General features: G+C 68.6%; 14 protein-coding genes. 6 read left to right on the forward strand and 8 right to left on the reverse strand.

All coding sequences use genetic code 11. From position 1 onward, the window contains the following. Positions 1–26 precede the first annotated feature (26 nt). The 8 genes from AC27L4_RS07195 to AC27L4_RS07230 form a co-directional block, all read right to left on the reverse strand. On the reverse strand, positions 27–584 hold the full coding sequence (locus tag AC27L4_RS07195; RefSeq protein ID WP_487141398.1) for a PQQ-dependent catabolism-associated CXXCW motif protein: 558 nt from the start codon (positions 582–584) through the stop codon (positions 27–29). Beyond that, positions 581–1,489 carry a substrate-binding domain-containing protein gene (locus tag AC27L4_RS07200; protein WP_487141399.1) on the reverse strand — a complete coding sequence of 303 codons (909 nt, stop codon included), beginning with the start codon at positions 1,487–1,489 and terminating at the stop codon, positions 581–583. The genes AC27L4_RS07195 and AC27L4_RS07200 overlap by 4 nt, the downstream gene beginning before the upstream one ends. Further along, on the reverse strand, positions 1,437–1,910 hold the full coding sequence (locus AC27L4_RS07205; protein ID WP_487141921.1) for a c-type cytochrome, methanol metabolism-related: 474 nt from the start codon (positions 1,908–1,910) through the stop codon (positions 1,437–1,439). The genes AC27L4_RS07200 and AC27L4_RS07205 overlap by 53 nt, the downstream gene beginning before the upstream one ends. A gap of 235 nt (positions 1,911–2,145) precedes the next feature. Beyond that, on the reverse strand, positions 2,146–3,948 hold the full coding sequence (gene xoxF5 / locus AC27L4_RS07210) for a lanthanide-dependent methanol dehydrogenase XoxF5 (protein WP_487141400.1): 1,803 nt from the start codon (positions 3,946–3,948) through the stop codon (positions 2,146–2,148). Between the two features lie 353 nt (positions 3,949–4,301). Next, positions 4,302–5,243, reverse strand: coding sequence for a quinoprotein relay system zinc metallohydrolase 2 (locus tag AC27L4_RS07215; RefSeq protein WP_487141401.1), 942 nt, complete (start codon positions 5,241–5,243; stop codon positions 4,302–4,304). 3 nt (positions 5,244–5,246) lie between these two features. Continuing rightward, a complete protein-coding gene (locus tag AC27L4_RS07220) occupies positions 5,247–5,954 on the reverse strand; it encodes an ABC transporter ATP-binding protein (protein ID WP_487141402.1) in 708 nt (235 codons plus the stop codon). Further along, complete coding sequence (locus tag AC27L4_RS07225) at positions 5,941–6,711, reverse strand: ABC transporter permease (protein WP_487141403.1); 771 nt, start codon at positions 6,709–6,711, stop codon at positions 5,941–5,943. Before AC27L4_RS07225 ends, AC27L4_RS07220 begins: the two co-directional genes overlap by 14 nt. After that, positions 6,711–7,688 carry an ABC transporter substrate-binding protein gene (locus AC27L4_RS07230; RefSeq protein WP_487141404.1) on the reverse strand — a complete coding sequence of 326 codons (978 nt, stop codon included), beginning with the start codon at positions 7,686–7,688 and terminating at the stop codon, positions 6,711–6,713. The genes AC27L4_RS07225 and AC27L4_RS07230 overlap by 1 nt, the downstream gene beginning before the upstream one ends. 324 nt (positions 7,689–8,012) lie before the next feature. Here AC27L4_RS07230 and AC27L4_RS07235 point away from each other — a divergent pair, with 324 nt between their 5' ends. The 6 genes from AC27L4_RS07235 to AC27L4_RS07260 all read left to right on the forward strand — a co-directional run bounded on the left by AC27L4_RS07235 (position 8,013) and on the right by AC27L4_RS07260 (position 13,849). Continuing rightward, the gene (locus tag AC27L4_RS07235) at positions 8,013–8,399 is read left to right on the forward strand and encodes a c-type cytochrome (RefSeq protein WP_487141405.1); all 387 of its coding nucleotides are present in this window, start codon (positions 8,013–8,015) and stop codon (positions 8,397–8,399) included. Between the two features lie 161 nt (positions 8,400–8,560). Next, the gene (locus AC27L4_RS07240) at positions 8,561–9,322 is read left to right on the forward strand and encodes a sugar phosphate isomerase/epimerase family protein (RefSeq protein WP_487141406.1); all 762 of its coding nucleotides are present in this window, start codon (positions 8,561–8,563) and stop codon (positions 9,320–9,322) included. Positions 9,323–9,325: 3 nt separating this feature from the next. Then, positions 9,326–10,459, forward strand: coding sequence for a Gfo/Idh/MocA family protein (locus AC27L4_RS07245; RefSeq protein WP_487141407.1), 1,134 nt, complete (start codon positions 9,326–9,328; stop codon positions 10,457–10,459). Between the two features lie 125 nt (positions 10,460–10,584). Then, a complete protein-coding gene (locus AC27L4_RS07250; protein ID WP_487141409.1) occupies positions 10,585–11,301 on the forward strand; it encodes a FadR/GntR family transcriptional regulator in 717 nt (238 codons plus the stop codon). Further along, a complete protein-coding gene (locus AC27L4_RS07255; RefSeq protein WP_487141410.1) occupies positions 11,298–12,497 on the forward strand; it encodes a PLP-dependent transferase in 1,200 nt (399 codons plus the stop codon). The genes AC27L4_RS07250 and AC27L4_RS07255 overlap by 4 nt, the downstream gene beginning before the upstream one ends. Before the next feature lie 89 nt (positions 12,498–12,586). Then, entirely contained in the window at positions 12,587–13,849 is a 1,263-nt protein-coding gene (locus AC27L4_RS07260) for an ABC transporter substrate-binding protein (protein WP_487141922.1), read from the forward strand. Positions 13,850–13,996: the final 147 nt, after the last annotated feature.

Here is a 13,996-nt window from a genome sequence, read left to right on the forward strand (position 1 = left end):
GGCAAATTACGTCCCGGCGACGGGCATCAGGGCCGCGGCTGGATCTCCTCGAGGGCCAGCCCGGCCGCCTCCCATCCGTCGACGCCGTCCGGGTACCAGCGGACGGCGGAATAGCCGAGACTCAGCGCCCGCTTCGCTGCGTTCCACGACATCCAGCATTCGCGCTTGCAGAAGAACAGGAGCGACCTCGTGCGGTCGCCGCCGGTCGCCTCGGCGAGGCCACGCTCGAAATAGGCCTGCGTCACCGGTGCCAGTTCGCCGAAGCCGACGTCGCGCAGCCAGACTGCGCCGGGGATCGAGCGATGCGGCGGCTCGCGCCAGATGGTGCCGACCGGCAGGCCCTCTGGCTTGGGCGGGCGCGGCAGGACATCCACGAACACCGCACCCCGGCTCCGCCACAAGGCTTCGGCCTCGGCCGTGGTGACGACGGCGGCCCCCTTCAGCGTCGCCGGCGTCGGCGCCCTGTAGTGATCCAGCCGGTAGGTCGCCGGCTCCTCCGGCGCCGCCGCCGGAGCGGCGTCTCCGGGCGCGGCAAGGACGAGAAGGCCGACGAGAGCCAGCGCGGCGCTGCGGCGCGCCGTCATGGCGTCGCCGCTCCCGTGGCGACAAGCGGCTTGCCGCTGTTGTCGAGCAGCGGAACGCCGGCATCCAGCAGCACCTTGTCGATGTCGCCTTGGCGCTTGCGGATGACATCGTTGAGCGCATGCTTCCATTCCCGCTCGTTCGGACGGATGCCGAAGGTGACGCGGTAGGACATCGGCGGCCGGCTCGGCTCCTGGGTGAGGGCGATCACCTTGAGCGGAACCGGAGCCTTGCGGGCGAAATAGCCGCCGATCGGCCCCCAGAGCAGGGCGCCTTCGATCTTGCCGGCGGCAAGGTCGGCGATCGCCTCCTCGGCCGGCGACTCGAAGCGCCGGTCGACCAGCAAGGCATAGGTCCTGGCATCCTGCACCAGCCCGAGCTCGAGCAGGCGGTCGGCGGGCGGCGTCGCCGCGATGACGCCGAGCTTGCGCCCCTTCAGGCGAGGATCGTCGAGCTTCTCCACCCCGTCGAGCGGGCCGCCGGCCTTCACCACCAGCACATAGGTCGAGGTGTAGTAGGGATTGGAATGTTCGACGATGTCGGCGCCCGAGGCATAGCCGATGATCAGGTCGCACAGGCCCGAGCCGAGGGTGTTGCGCACGAAACCGGGGCCCTGGGGCATCCAGTAGTAGCGCAGCGGCACCTTCAGCTCCTGCGCGACGATCTCGGCGATCCGGTTCTCGAAGCCGCCGCTCTGGCGGTTGGAGAAGGGCGTGTTCGCCGGATCGGCGCAGACGCGCAGCACGTTATGGGTGACGAGATCGGGGATCTGCTGGGCGCCGGCGGCGCCGGGCAGCGACGCTGCCCAGGCGAAGGCGGCCGCGGCCAGCGCCGCTGCCGCCGCCGGCCGGCGCTCAGTTGCCCATGCAGGCCGTCTCGTTGTCCTTGGCGCTCTGGGGCTTGTCATCGTGTTTTTCCGGGCGCACGCGCCCCAGGGCTCCGTCGGACCGGGCCCGCAGATAGACGTAGATGTCATCGAGATAGCACATGACGTTGCGGTTCTCGCCAAGCGCCGGCATCACCTTCTCGTTGCCGCCGCCGACATTCTTGCGCCCCTGCGCGACGATGGTGATGAAATCCTCGTATTTCAGGTGCTTGAGGGACTCCACCAGCGGCGGCGCATAGGTCGAGCCCATGCCGTCCGGGCCATGGCAGACATGGCACTCGGAATGATAGCGCCGATAGCCCGAGAACGTATACCAGTCGACTTTGCCGTCGGGGTCGACGCGATAGACCGGCGTCCCGTCGGCATCGGCATACTTGCCGTCCTCGCTGCTCGCCGGCTTCGTCGCCTCCGCTCGCGCGCCCGCCGGCGCGGCGACCGACAGGGCCGCCGCGATCCCGGCGGCTGTGCAGGTTGCGACGGCCCACCGTCGCGGTTCAACTGTCAGAAATGTCCAGAGCAACACATATCCTCCCGCCACGCGGACGGCCCGGGCTGGCAGCGGGCTTCGCCGCCAGGTTTGCCGCCGGTGTCTCGGCGTTGACTGAAAGGGCCAGCGCGCCTGTGTGCATGCGTGCTGGCCCCGACCAGATTTTCAGTGACGGTCTACGCGCTTGCCCTCATTCGGGAAGCGTGAACACCGAGAGCTGACCGCCGAGCGCGGTGTAGTTGTTGAGGGCGGCATAACCGCCGACCGCGCCGAGGCCGGCGTTGGGGTCGGTGAGGCCCGCTGCCAGGCCGATGCCGGCCCAGCCGCCCACGCCCGAGAGCACCGCCACATACTGCTTGCCCTTGTGGGTGTAGGTCATGACGTTGCCGATGATGCCCGACGGGGTCTTGAACTTGTAGAGTTCCTTGCCCGTCTTGGAGTCGACCGCCTTCAGGTAGCCTTCAAGCGTGCCGTAGAACACGATGTCGCCGGCGGTGGCCAGGGCCCCCGACCAGACGGAGAACTGCTCAGGCAGCGACCAGACGATCTTGCCCTTGGTGGCGTCCCAGGCGATGAAGTTGCCCATGGTGTTGCCGCCGGGGGCCGGATACATCGACAGGGTGGCGCCGACGAAGGGCTGGCCGGGCGTATAGCTCACCTTGAACGGCTCATAGTCCATGCAGACATGGTTGGTCGGCACGTAGAACAGGCCGGTCTTGGGCGAGAAGGCCGAGGGCTGCTGGTCTTTGGTGCCGAGAGCCGCCGGGCAGATGCCCTTGGAGTTCACGTCCTCGCCGTTCTGCTCGGTCGAGTACTGGGACACGACCAGCGGGCGACCATAGGTCTTGCTGTTCTTGTCCATGTCGACCTTGGAAGCCCAGTTCACCGCCGGGTCGTACTTCTCGGCAACGAGCAGCTCGCCGGTCACGCGGTCGAGCGAGTAGCCGAAGCCGTTGCGGTCGAAGTGGACGAGGAGCTTGCGGTCCTTGCCGTCGATCTTCTGGTCGACCAGCGGCATCTCGTTGACGCCGTCATAGTCCCACTCGTCATGGGGGGTCATCTGGTAGACCCACTTGGCCATGCCGGTGTCGGGGTCGCGGGCGAAGATGGTCATCGACCACTTGTTGTCGCCGGGACGCTGCTTGGGGTTCCAGGTCGAGGGGTTGCCCGAACCATAGTAGAACAGGTTCAGATCGGGGTCATAGGAATACCAGCCCCAGGTGCAGCCGCCGCCGGTCTTCCACTGGTCGCCCTGCCAGGTCTTGAGCGAGGAATCCTTGCCGATCGGCTTGCCGAGTTCGGTGGTCTTCTCCGGGTCGACCAGGAGCTGGTCGTCCGGGCCGACCGAATAGGCGCGCCAGACCTGCTTGCCGGTCTTCATGTCGTAGGCGGTGACGTGGCACTGCACGCCGAACTCGCCGCCGGAGATGCCGACGATGATCTTGTCCTTCACCGGCAGCACGGTGGCGGTGTTGGTCTCGCCCTTCTTCGGGTCGCCGTTGACGGCGCTCCAGACGACTTTGCCGTCCTTGGCGTCGAGGGCGACGACGGTGGTGTCGGCCTGGTGCAGGAAGATCTTGCCGTCTGCATAGGCGAGGCCGCGATTGACGGTGTCGCAGCACATCACCGGAATGACGTTGGGATCCTGCTTGGGCTCGTACTTCCAGATGATCCTGCCGTCGTTGTTGAGATCGAGGGCATAGACGATATTGGGGAACGGCGTGTGCACATACATCACGTCGCCGATGACGAGCGGCGAGCCCTCGTGCCCGCGCAGCACGCCGGTCGAGAAGGTCCAGGCAACCTGCAGTTTCTTGACGTTCTCGGCGTTGATCTGGTCGAGCTTGGAATACCGGGTGTTGGCGTAGTCGCCGGTCTGGATCACCCACTGGTTGGGGTCATCGATGAGCTTCTTGACTTCGTCGTTCGCGCTGGCTGCGCCGGACCAGAACAGGGATCCGACGATCCCCGCCAGTACCAATAGTCGTTTCATGAACGTTTCCTCCGAGTGGCCATGGTCACTCCATCCGGCGGATGGCATGCCAAGTTGAGCGTCGCTCGTTCGCCTTGGGGATACCTCGTGTCTTCGGCAGCGTGTCACAGCCAGCAAGTTGCCCCTGAAGCCAAGCAGGGACAGTGCCCTGCCGGCCTTCGAACCGGCCCTGCGATCCCCATCACAGAAGCCGTTGAAGCCGAAGATGTGGGAACTCTAAGCAGAATTTCTTGGGTATGCAATAGATCGGATCCAATCTGCATATATTCCTATCAAATACTCCCCACCCTCGATTTATACTGCAAAGCAGCATCAATAAGCTGCACTGCAGCATGACGACAATTCGCCTGCGCCTACTCCCATTCCAGCTCGTGGAAGGCAGCCGTGGCGTTGCGGGCGTTGAAATCGTCGAAAAGCTCCCATTTCCCCGCTTCGGCGCGGCCGGCCTCCCGCGCCGCCTCGCCGATGGTCCGGCCCTCCCGGACCATGGCGCGCACGTCGGTCTGCAGCCGCAGGAGATAGCGTTCGATCGGCTCCGCGGCATCGGGCCACGCCATCGCCGCCGGCCCGTGGCCGGGCACCACCCGGGCGGCCGGCTGCGCCTTGGCCCGCTCCAGGTCGGCGAGCCAGCCCTTGAGGCTGCCGTCGAGCGCCGGCACATGGCCGGCAAACAGCATGTCGCCCAGGAACCAGGTGCCGGTCCGCCGGTCGAGTACGGTCAGGTCCGAATTGGTGTGGCCCGTCGCCCAGGCCTCCAGCTCGATCGCCCGATCGCCCAGGTCGAGGCTCGTGCGCCCCTCGACCAGCAGGGTCGGCGGCACGGCGATCGTGCCGGCAAAGGCCTCCGCGCCGATCAGGTCACGCGTCGCGGCGAGATAGCCCTCCGCCCGGGCGGCGAGCGCGGCCGGCAGGGTGCGGTGGCCGACGAAGGTCGCACCGGTGCCGGCGAATGCGGCGTTGCCGAGGAGGTGGTCGGGGTGGACATGGGTGTTGATGACATAGCGAATCGGCAGGTCGGTCTTCCCCCGAATCGCCGCCAGCAGGCGTCGGCCCGCCCGGAAGCTGCCCGTGGTGTCGACCACCGCCACGGCGTCGCGCCCGACGATGAAGCCGGCATTGCCGATCGCGTCGAGGTTGCCGGGCGCGGCAAGCGCATAGGGAGCGACATAGACGAACACTCCCTCCGCCACCTCCGTCACCGGGAAGGGCTCGTCCTCTCCGGCGAGAGCCGGCATGACGGCGGCCGGCAGCAGCAGGGCAAGGCACAGCATCGCGTACAGGCATCGCATCATCATCGTTCACTCCCGCGCCGCCAGTTCGGCATGCCGCGCCTCGATCCAGGCCGCGTTGCGCTCCGCCCGCGGCACCGGCAGCGGCACTTCCGCCAGCACCCGCGTCGGCCGCGGCGCCAGGAGGAGCAGTCGATCGGCGAGCTCGATCGCCTCGCGGACGTTGTGCGTCACCATCAGCACCGCCATGCCGCGCCGGGCGGCGGCGGCGGTCACCGCCTGGCGCAGTTCCGCCGCCGCCCGGTCGTCGAGCGAGACGAAGGGCTCGTCCAGCACCAGGAGTTCCGGCTCGTTGACCAGCGCCCGGACGAGCGACGCCCGCCGCGCCAGGCCGAGCGACAATTCGCCGGGATAGCGGCCGCGCCACTCCTCGAGGCCGAAAGCGGCGAACAGGCCGTCGAGCGGCTGGGTCCGCCGGCCGCGGCGGATGCACAGCCGGACGTTCTCCTCCACGCTGCGCCAGGGCAGCAGGCGCGGCTCCTGGAACACCATGCCGACCTCCAGCCCGGCCGGGTCGGGCGACACCCGCCCCTCGAAGGCCCGGTCAAGACCGAGCAGGACGCGCAGGGCCGTGGTCTTGCCGCAGCCGGACGGGCCGATCAGGCAGACGAACTCGCCGGGGGAGAGGGCAAAGCGCAGGCCGCGCACCGCCTCGATCACCGTGCCGTCGCCGCGCCGATACGCCTTGCGGACGATGTCGAGCTCAAGCCGCTGCAAGGCGCCACCTGCGGGCCCGCGCTTCCAGCGGCTGCAGCACCAGGAACTCGGCCGCCAGCATCACCGCCATGAAGGCGACGGCGTAGCCGAGCACGGCGCGGACGTCGAAGAGCTGGAAGTAGACGGAGATGGCATAGCCGACGCCGTCCGGCCGGCCGAGCAGCTCGACCAGCAGCACAATCTTCCACACCAGGGCCAGTCCCGAGCGCGCCGCCGCCGCGATGAAGGGCGCGAGCTGCGGCGCCAGCACATGCCGCGCCCAGGTGGCGTAGGAGAAGCGATAGACCCGCGCCATCTCCTCCAGCCCCGGGTCGAGCGAACGGGCGCCCTCGCGCAGGATCACCACCACATTGGGGATCTTGTTGAGGGCGACCGCCACGATCGCGGCGGTCTCGCCCAGTCCGAGCCAGATGTAGCACAGCACCGCCACCACCAGGGCCGGGGCATTGAGCAGGGCCAGCAGCCAGGGATCGAACAGCGTGTCCGCCGCCGTCGAGCGCCCGAGCGCCACGCCGACGGCGCAGCCGATCGCCATGGCGACGGCGAAGGCGAGCACCACCCGCCGCAGCGTCGCGACGATATTGGCGACAAGCTCGCCCTGCACCGCCTCGGTGGCGATGAACTGGCCCACGGCGACCGGCGTCGGCAGCGCCCTGCTGGCGGCCAGCACCGCGCCCACCTGCCAGATGGCGAGCAACAGCAGCAGCGAGCCCGCGCGCACGGCAAGGTCGCGGCCGCGTGTGTGCCGCCCCGCCATCAGTCGGCACCCCAATAGAGGCCGGCCGGCAAGGTCTTCGCCGATCCGACCAGCCTCTCGCCGCCGATCTCGGCGAGGACGGCATAGAGCGTCTGCGCGTCGGCTCGCTCCTCGGCGATCGGCCGGTCGGGGATGCCCTCGACGAAGCGCCGCCGCAAGGTCTGGAAGGTCGCCTCGTCCTCGGCCTGCATCAGCGGACGGATCGCCGCCCAGGCCGCGTCGGATGTCGCCAGCAGCCGCTTGGCGGCGCGCGAGGCGGCGAGAAGGCCGCGCACCGCCTCGGGCCGACCGGCGGCGAGGCGGTCGTCGATCATGTAGCCGACCAGCGCCAGCGGCCCGCGCACGCCGAAAGCCCGCATCACCTCCTCCGCACCGATCAGCCGGCGGAACCCCCGCGCCTCCAGCCGGGCGCAGAAATTCCAGTAGAGCAGCGCGGCGTCGAGCTCGCCGGACGCCAGCTTCTCGCTCATCAGCGGCGGAGCGCCGAAGGCGGCCCGCGCCGCCTTGGCGAGGTCGAGGCCGGCGGTCCTGCGGCCATAGGCCTGCAGCAGCAGCCAGCTCTTGTCGAGCGCGCCGCCGGCGACGCCGAGGCTGCGGCCGGCGAGGTCGGCGACGCCCCGGGCCGGAGAATCCGCCGCCACCATCACCGCCCCTTCCGTGGCGGAGAAGGGCGCGTAGACCACGGCGCGACCTTCGGCGCGGATGCGGGCCGCGAGCAGGAGGTCGCTGACGATGACGTCGACCGCACCGGACTGGAAAGCGATGCGGGCGGCATCGTTGGAGGCCAGCCGCGTCGTCTCGATTCTCACGCCGGCGGCCACGTCGAAGCCGTTCCGCCGGATCGTCTCGATCTCCCAGCCGACCGTGCCGAACTGCAGAACGCCGATCCGGACCGGGACGGGTTCAGCCGCCCGCACCAAGCCCGGCATGGCCAGGGCGCCGCCGGCGAGCAGCAGCATATCGCGGCGAGTGGGCATTCAATCCTCCTATGCGCCCCTATCCGACGCCCGCGCCCCCGAATGCGGCCGGGACCGGCTCCCCTCCACGGGTCCGTGCCGTACACGGCCGGATGGGTGCCGGAGCTCCGGCGCGGGGCCGCGACGATTGGAAGCACGCGTTCCGGTGAAAAAATTAGAACTATTCTTGACACACAGTCTGATCATCATTTCTCATACTGTCCAGCGTCATTCTGACGTCGCTGCGAGGCGGAGGCCGCGCAGGAAGATCGCATGAGTCGATCCGGGGTATTCAGCAAGCTTTCCGGAACCATTCCGAGAAGCTTTTGTGGGGAGGAAACTATTATGAGGCGTATCGCGCTCGCTACACTTGCGGCTCTGGCTTGGGGAGGCGCCGCTCACGCTCAGGATGCAGCATTGGGTGAAAAAGTATTCATCAAATGCAAGGCATGTCATCAAATTGGCGAGACCGCAAAGAACGCCGTAGGTCCCGAATTGAATGGCGTCATCGGCCGGCATTCCGGCTCGGTCGCCGGCTTCAATTATTCCGACGCCATGAAGAATGCCAATCTGGAATGGACCGAAGAGAATATCTCAGCATATCTTAAGAATCCTAAACAGAAAGTTCCTGGAAACAAGATGGCATTTGTCGGCCTGTCCAAGGAGGATGACATCAAGAACGTCATCGCCTTCCTCAAGCAATACGGAGCCGACGGCAAGAAGACGCAGTAGCCCACGCCGGGTCGGGCCGGCGCACTCCCGCCGATCCTCCTGCTGCCGGCCCCGACGGCCGACATCGTCCGCCGGCCCTTCCCTTTTGCTCCCGTCCGCGCTTGGCTGTCGGACGCGCCTGCGGGCGCGTCTCCAGGCGGTCAGCACGGCAGGGATGCTCCATGGCGATTTCCACCCCCTACTCCTTCCAGCTCTACTCCTCCCGCAACTTCCCGCCCCTGTCCGATCAGCTCGCGGCGCTGGCGCGGATCGGCTACACCAATGTCGAGCCGTTCGGCGGGCTCTACGCCGATGCCGCGGGCCTGCGCACGGCCCTGGACGCTGCCGGGCTGACGGCTAGGAGCGGCCATTTCGACCTCGGCCTGCTGGAAGACGCCCCGGACCGGGCCGCCGCCATCGCCCGGACCCTCGGCATGACCTATGTCGTCTGCCCCTATCTCGGCGCCGGGCAGCGTCCGGCCGATACCGCCGGCTGGAAGGGTCTGGGCGCGCGCCTGCAGAGGATCGCCGCCCGTCTCGAAACGCACGGCCTTCGGCTCGCCTGGCACAATCACGACTTCGAGTTCCGCCCCCTGCCGGACGCCACCTCGCCGATCGAGCATGTCCTGGGCGAGGGCATCGCCTGGGAGGCCGACCTCGCCTGGGTCGTGCGCGCCGGCGTCGACCCCGTGCCCTGGCTGCGGCGCTATCGCGGCCGCGTGCCGCTCGTCCATGTCAAGGACATCGCCCCCGCCGGCACCAAGACCGACGAGGACGGCTGGGCCGACATCGGCGCCGGCGTGCTGCCCTGGACCGCCCTGTGGCAGGCCGCCGCCGCGGCCGGCGCCGAGATCATGGTGGCCGAGCACGACAATCCCAGCGATTTCCTGCGCTTTGCCGGCGCCAGCTTCGCAACCATGTCCCGGCTCCACGGGGAGGCCTGAACCATGCCCCTGAAGATCGGCCTCGTCGGCTGCGGCAACATCTCCGACATCTACCTGACCAACGCCCGGCTGTTCCGCGACATCGCCTTCGTCGCCGTCAGCGACATCAACCCCGATGCGGCCGCCCGCCAGGGCGCCCGGTACGGCCTGCCCGTCCGGCCGGCCGACGCGCTGATCGCCAGCCCGGACGTCGACATCGTCCTCAACCTGACCGTTCCCGACGCCCACGCCCCGATCGCCCTGCGGGCGATCGAAGCCGGCAAGCACGTCTATGGCGAGAAGCCGCTGGCCACGACGCTCGCCGACGGCCGCGCCGTCGTCGCGGCAGCGCAGGCACGCGGCGTGCGTGTCGGCTCGGCGCCGGACACGGTGCTGGGAGCCGGCATCCAGGCCGCCCGCGCCCTCGTCGACGGCGGCGCCATCGGCCGGCCGCTGTCCGGCCTGATGTCGGTGCTGTCGCACGGCATGGAGAACTGGCACCCCAACCCGGCCTTTTTCTTCAAGCCGGGCGCCGGGCCGGTGTTCGACATGGGGCCCTATTACATCGCCACCCTGATCACCCTGCTCGGGCCGGTCGCCGGCGTCACCGCCGTGGGCCAGACCGGCTTTGCCGAGCGGATCGTCACGGCGCAGGCCTCGCCGATCCGCGGCAGCACCATCAAGGTCGAGGTCCTGACCACGGTGCAGGCCCTGCTCGGCTTCGCCTCCGGCGCCCAGGTCGCCTTCCTGGCGAGCTGGGACGTGTGGAAGCACGGCGTGCCGCCGATCGAGCTCTACGGCACCGACGGCTCGATGCGGGTTCCCGATCCCAACTTCTTCGGCGGCGCCGTCGATGTCGCCCGCGAACGCGGCGACTGGACCGCGACCGGCAGCGGCGACCGGGTGTTCGGTGCGCTCAACTGGCCGGCCCCGAACCCGCACCTTGCCAATTATCGCGGCCTGGGCCTCGCCGAGATGGCGCGCGCCATCCTCGACAACCGGCCGCACCGGGCCAACGGCGCCGTCGCGCTGCACACGCTGGCGGTCATGGCCGGCATCCTCGACTCGGCCGCCGGCGGCCGGCCCGTCGCCATCACCGACGGCTGCGAGCGGCCGGCGCCGCTCGGTGAGGACGAAGCCAGGGGGCTCCTGGCCTAGCGCCCTCCCCGGTCGGCAAGACCGTCCCGGCGCCGCGGCAGGGTTCGCGCCCGCCGCGATTGCTGCTTGACGCTCCCACCAAAATCGATCAGATGTCAGACCAATTTTGATCCCGGCGAGCCCGCATGCGCAAGCCCTCGACCAACGGCCTGATGCCTCTGCCGCCCGCCGGGCGGGTGGACAGCGTCCTGCGCGCCATGGCCGAGTTCATCGCCGGGTCCGATTTCACCCCCGGCGACCGCCTGCCGACCGAGCGCCAGCTCACCGAGGCGCTCGCCGTCGGCCGCTCCACCGTGCGCGAGGCGATGAGCCAGCTGCAGGTCATGGGCATCGTCGAATCCCGCAAGGGCAGCGGCACCTATCTGCTGCGCCCCTTCTCGGCCGACGCCATCCACATGCCGCTGGTGATCGACGCCGCGCATCTGCGCGACCGGCTGCTGCAGACCCTGGAGGTGCGCCGCGGCCTGGAGATGGAGGCGAGCGCCGTCGCCGCGCTGCGACGCACGCCCGCCGACCTCGCGACCATCGAGGAGAAGCTCGACGAGATGGAGCGGGTGCACCTGGCCAAGGGCACGTCGGGCCGCGAGGATCTGGCCTATCACCTCTCCATCTACGACGCGACGCACAACCCGCTGTTCCGCCAGCTCCTGGAGCAGATCCGCGAGGCCTTCGAGAACTTCTTCGAGGAGCCGTTCAACCGGCCCGACTTCGCCCGTCGCTCCTTCCCGTTCCATCGCCAGCTGTTCGACGCCATCCGCGACCGGGATGCGGCGGCGGCCCGGGCCAAGACCTTCGCCATCCTCGAGATCGTCGAGGAAGACATCAAGGACATGTCGCAATGACCGATCCCGCCGGCGCCGACGCGGCTGATCTCATCGTCGCCCATGACGGCGACCACGCTTTCGACGCGGTGGTGCCGCCGATCGTGCAGACGTCGCTCTTTACCTTCTCGTCCTTCGACGAGATGGTGGCGACCTACAAGGGCGAGCGCTCGCGCATGGTCTACACCCGGGTGACCAACCCGACCGTGCGCCTGTTCGAGGAGAAGCTGGCGGCGCTCGAGGCGGCCGACGATGCCATCGGCTTCGCCAGCGGCATGGCGGCCATCTCCGGCACGGTGCTGGCCTTCGTCGAGCCCGGCGACCGCATCGTCTGCGTCCGCCACGTCTATCCCGACAGCTACCGCCTGTTCGAGACGCTGCTCAGGCGCTGGAAGGTCTCGACCACCTATGTCGACGGCCGCGACCACGAAGCCGTGGCGGCGGCGCTGAAGGGGGCCAAGCTGTTCTACATGGAGAGCCCGACCAGCTGGATGATGGAGGCGCACGATGTCGGCGCCCTCGCCGCCCTGGCCCGGGCCGAGGGCGTCGTCACCGTCATCGACAACAGCTGGGCCACGCCGGTGTTCCAGCAGCCGGTGACGCTCGGCGTCGACCTCGTGCTGCATTCGGCCTCCAAATATATCGGCGGCCACAGCGACACCGTGGCCGGCGTGGTCGCCGGCAGCGCCGCGCTGATCCGGCGCATCCGCCAGAGCATCCACCCCTATCTCGGCGCCAAGCTCGCTCCGTTCGAGGCCTGGCTGCTGCTGCGCGGCCTGCGCACCCTGCCCACGCGCATGCGCGCCCACGAGACGGCGTGCCTGGCCATCGCCCGGCGGCTGTCGGCGCACCGGCAGGTCACGGCCGTGCATCATCCCGGCCTCGGCAACTGCCTGCCGCCGGGTCTCACCGGCACATCGAGCCTGTTCTCCTTCGAGCTCGACGACAGCGTCGACATTCCAGCCTTCTGCAACGCCCTGCGCCTGTTCAAGCTGGGCGTCAGCTGGGGCGGGCATGAGAGCCTGGTCGTGCCGGCCCTGGTGACGCGCCACCAGGCCGCCGGCCCCAACTCGGCGATCGATTTCGGCGTGCCGGAGCGGGTCGTCAGGTTTCACGTCGGGCTGGAGGGCGTCGATGCCCTCTGGAGCGACATCGAGCAGGCGCTTGCCGGCGCCTCGGCGCCGGGGAGGGAAGCACCGGGCCTGGCAAGCCTGTAGGGCCGGCCCGCCGGCCTGTCGAGGAACCGAAGCGGCGGCCCGCGCCGCCGTCAATAACAATCCGTTACGTCCAACAGGGGAGATCCATGATCAAGAAGCTGCTTCTGGCCGCCGCCGCGACACTGATGTTCGCCGCCGGCGCCAAGGCCGAGACCACGCTGAAGCTGGTCGAGGTCATCACCAGCCCCGAGCGCACCGAGACGCTCAAGGGCATCGTCAAGACCTTCGAGGACGCCAATCCCGGCGTGAAGGTCGAGATCGTCTCGCTGCCCTGGGGCCAGGCCTTCGAGAAGTTCGCCACCATGGTCTCGGCCGGCGACACCCCCGACGTGGTCGAGATGCCCGACCGCTGGCTGTCGCTCTATGCCAACAACGGCATGCTGGAGAGCCTGGAGCCGTACCTGGCCAAGTGGGAGCACACCAAGGACCTCAACGCCCGCGCCCTGGAGATGGGCCGCTACGTCAAGAACACGGCCTATGCCCTGCCCTACGGCTTCTACCTGCGGGCCATGTTCTACAACAAGAAACTGTTCGCCGAAGCCAAGATCGACGGCCCGCCCAAGACCACGGACGAGTTCATGGAAGCGGCCAAGAAGATCTCGGCCCTGCCCGGCAAGTCCGGCTACTGCCTGCGCGGCGGCCCCGGCGGCCTCAACGGCTGGATGATGATGGGCGCGACCATGAACGGTGACAACACCTTCTTCAAGGAGGACGGCACCTCGACCATGGCCGATCCGGGCTGGGTCAAGGGCGTGACCTTCCTGGTCGACATGTACAAGAACGGCTATGCCCCCAAGGACAGCGTCAACTGGGGCTTCAACGAGATCGTCTCGGGCTTCTATTCCGGCACCTGCGCCATGCTCGACCAGGATCCCGATGCCCTGATCGCCATCGCCGAGCGCATGAACAAGGACGACTACGACGTCGTGCCCATGCCCAAGGGACCGGCCGGCAAGGCTTTCCCGACCATCGGCTACGGCAGCTGGTCGATGTTCTCCACCGCCAAGGACAAGGACCTGGCCTGGAAGCTGATCGCCACCCTGGACGGTCCGGAAGGCAATATCGCCTGGAACAAGAAGATCGGCGCGCTGCCCATCTATGTCAGCGCCGAGAAGGATCCCTTCTACGCCGATCCCAAGTTCAAGGGCTGGTTCGCCTCGCTCGCCGACAAGGACGTGGTGCCGACGGTGATGCCGACCTACCTGTCCGAGTTCGCCTTCTTCGCCGACTCGATCGCGGTGAAGACCACCCAGCAGGCACTTCTCGGCCAGCTCTCGCCCGAGGACCTCGCCAAGCAATGGGCGGACTACCTCACCAAGGCCCAGCAGAAGTACCTGGCCGATAAGAAGTAGCAGCGGCCAGGCCGCAGGCGGAGGCCTTCCCCGCCCGGGCGGGGAAGACACCGCCGCGAAGGAGCGGCGGATGGGGCTGCCCCGCCCGCCGCGCCGCCATCCGGCCCGCGTCGCCCGGCCGCCCGCCCCGCAGCGGAAGGCTCCGCG

The sequence above is a fragment of the Labrys sp. Lb11 genome (assembly GCF_057554225.1).

Bases quoted from the DNA above. Each gene is read 5' to 3' on its own strand.
- AC27L4_RS07195 (WP_487141398.1), bottom strand. From the start codon at position 584: ATGACGGCGCGCCGCAGCGCCGCGCTGGCTCTCGTCGGCCTTCTCGTC.
- AC27L4_RS07200 (WP_487141399.1), bottom strand. From the start codon at position 1,489: ATGACAAGCCCCAGAGCGCCAAGGACAACGAGACGGCCTGCATGGGCA.
- xoxF5 (WP_487141400.1), bottom strand. From the start codon at position 3,948: ATGAAACGACTATTGGTACTGGCGGGGATCGTCGGATCCCTGTTCTGG.
- AC27L4_RS07215 (WP_487141401.1), bottom strand. From the start codon at position 5,243: ATGATGATGCGATGCCTGTACGCGATGCTGTGCCTTGCCCTGCTGCTG.
- AC27L4_RS07225 (WP_487141403.1), bottom strand. From the start codon at position 6,711: ATGGCGGGGCGGCACACACGCGGCCGCGACCTTGCCGTGCGCGCGGGC.
- AC27L4_RS07230 (WP_487141404.1), bottom strand. From the start codon at position 7,688: ATGCCCACTCGCCGCGATATGCTGCTGCTCGCCGGCGGCGCCCTGGCC.
- AC27L4_RS07235 (WP_487141405.1), top strand. From the start codon at position 8,013: ATGAGGCGTATCGCGCTCGCTACACTTGCGGCTCTGGCTTGGGGAGGC.
- AC27L4_RS07240 (WP_487141406.1), top strand. From the start codon at position 8,561: ATGGCGATTTCCACCCCCTACTCCTTCCAGCTCTACTCCTCCCGCAAC.
- AC27L4_RS07245 (WP_487141407.1), top strand. From the start codon at position 9,326: ATGCCCCTGAAGATCGGCCTCGTCGGCTGCGGCAACATCTCCGACATC.
- AC27L4_RS07250 (WP_487141409.1), top strand. From the start codon at position 10,585: ATGCGCAAGCCCTCGACCAACGGCCTGATGCCTCTGCCGCCCGCCGGG.
- AC27L4_RS07255 (WP_487141410.1), top strand. From the start codon at position 11,298: ATGACCGATCCCGCCGGCGCCGACGCGGCTGATCTCATCGTCGCCCAT.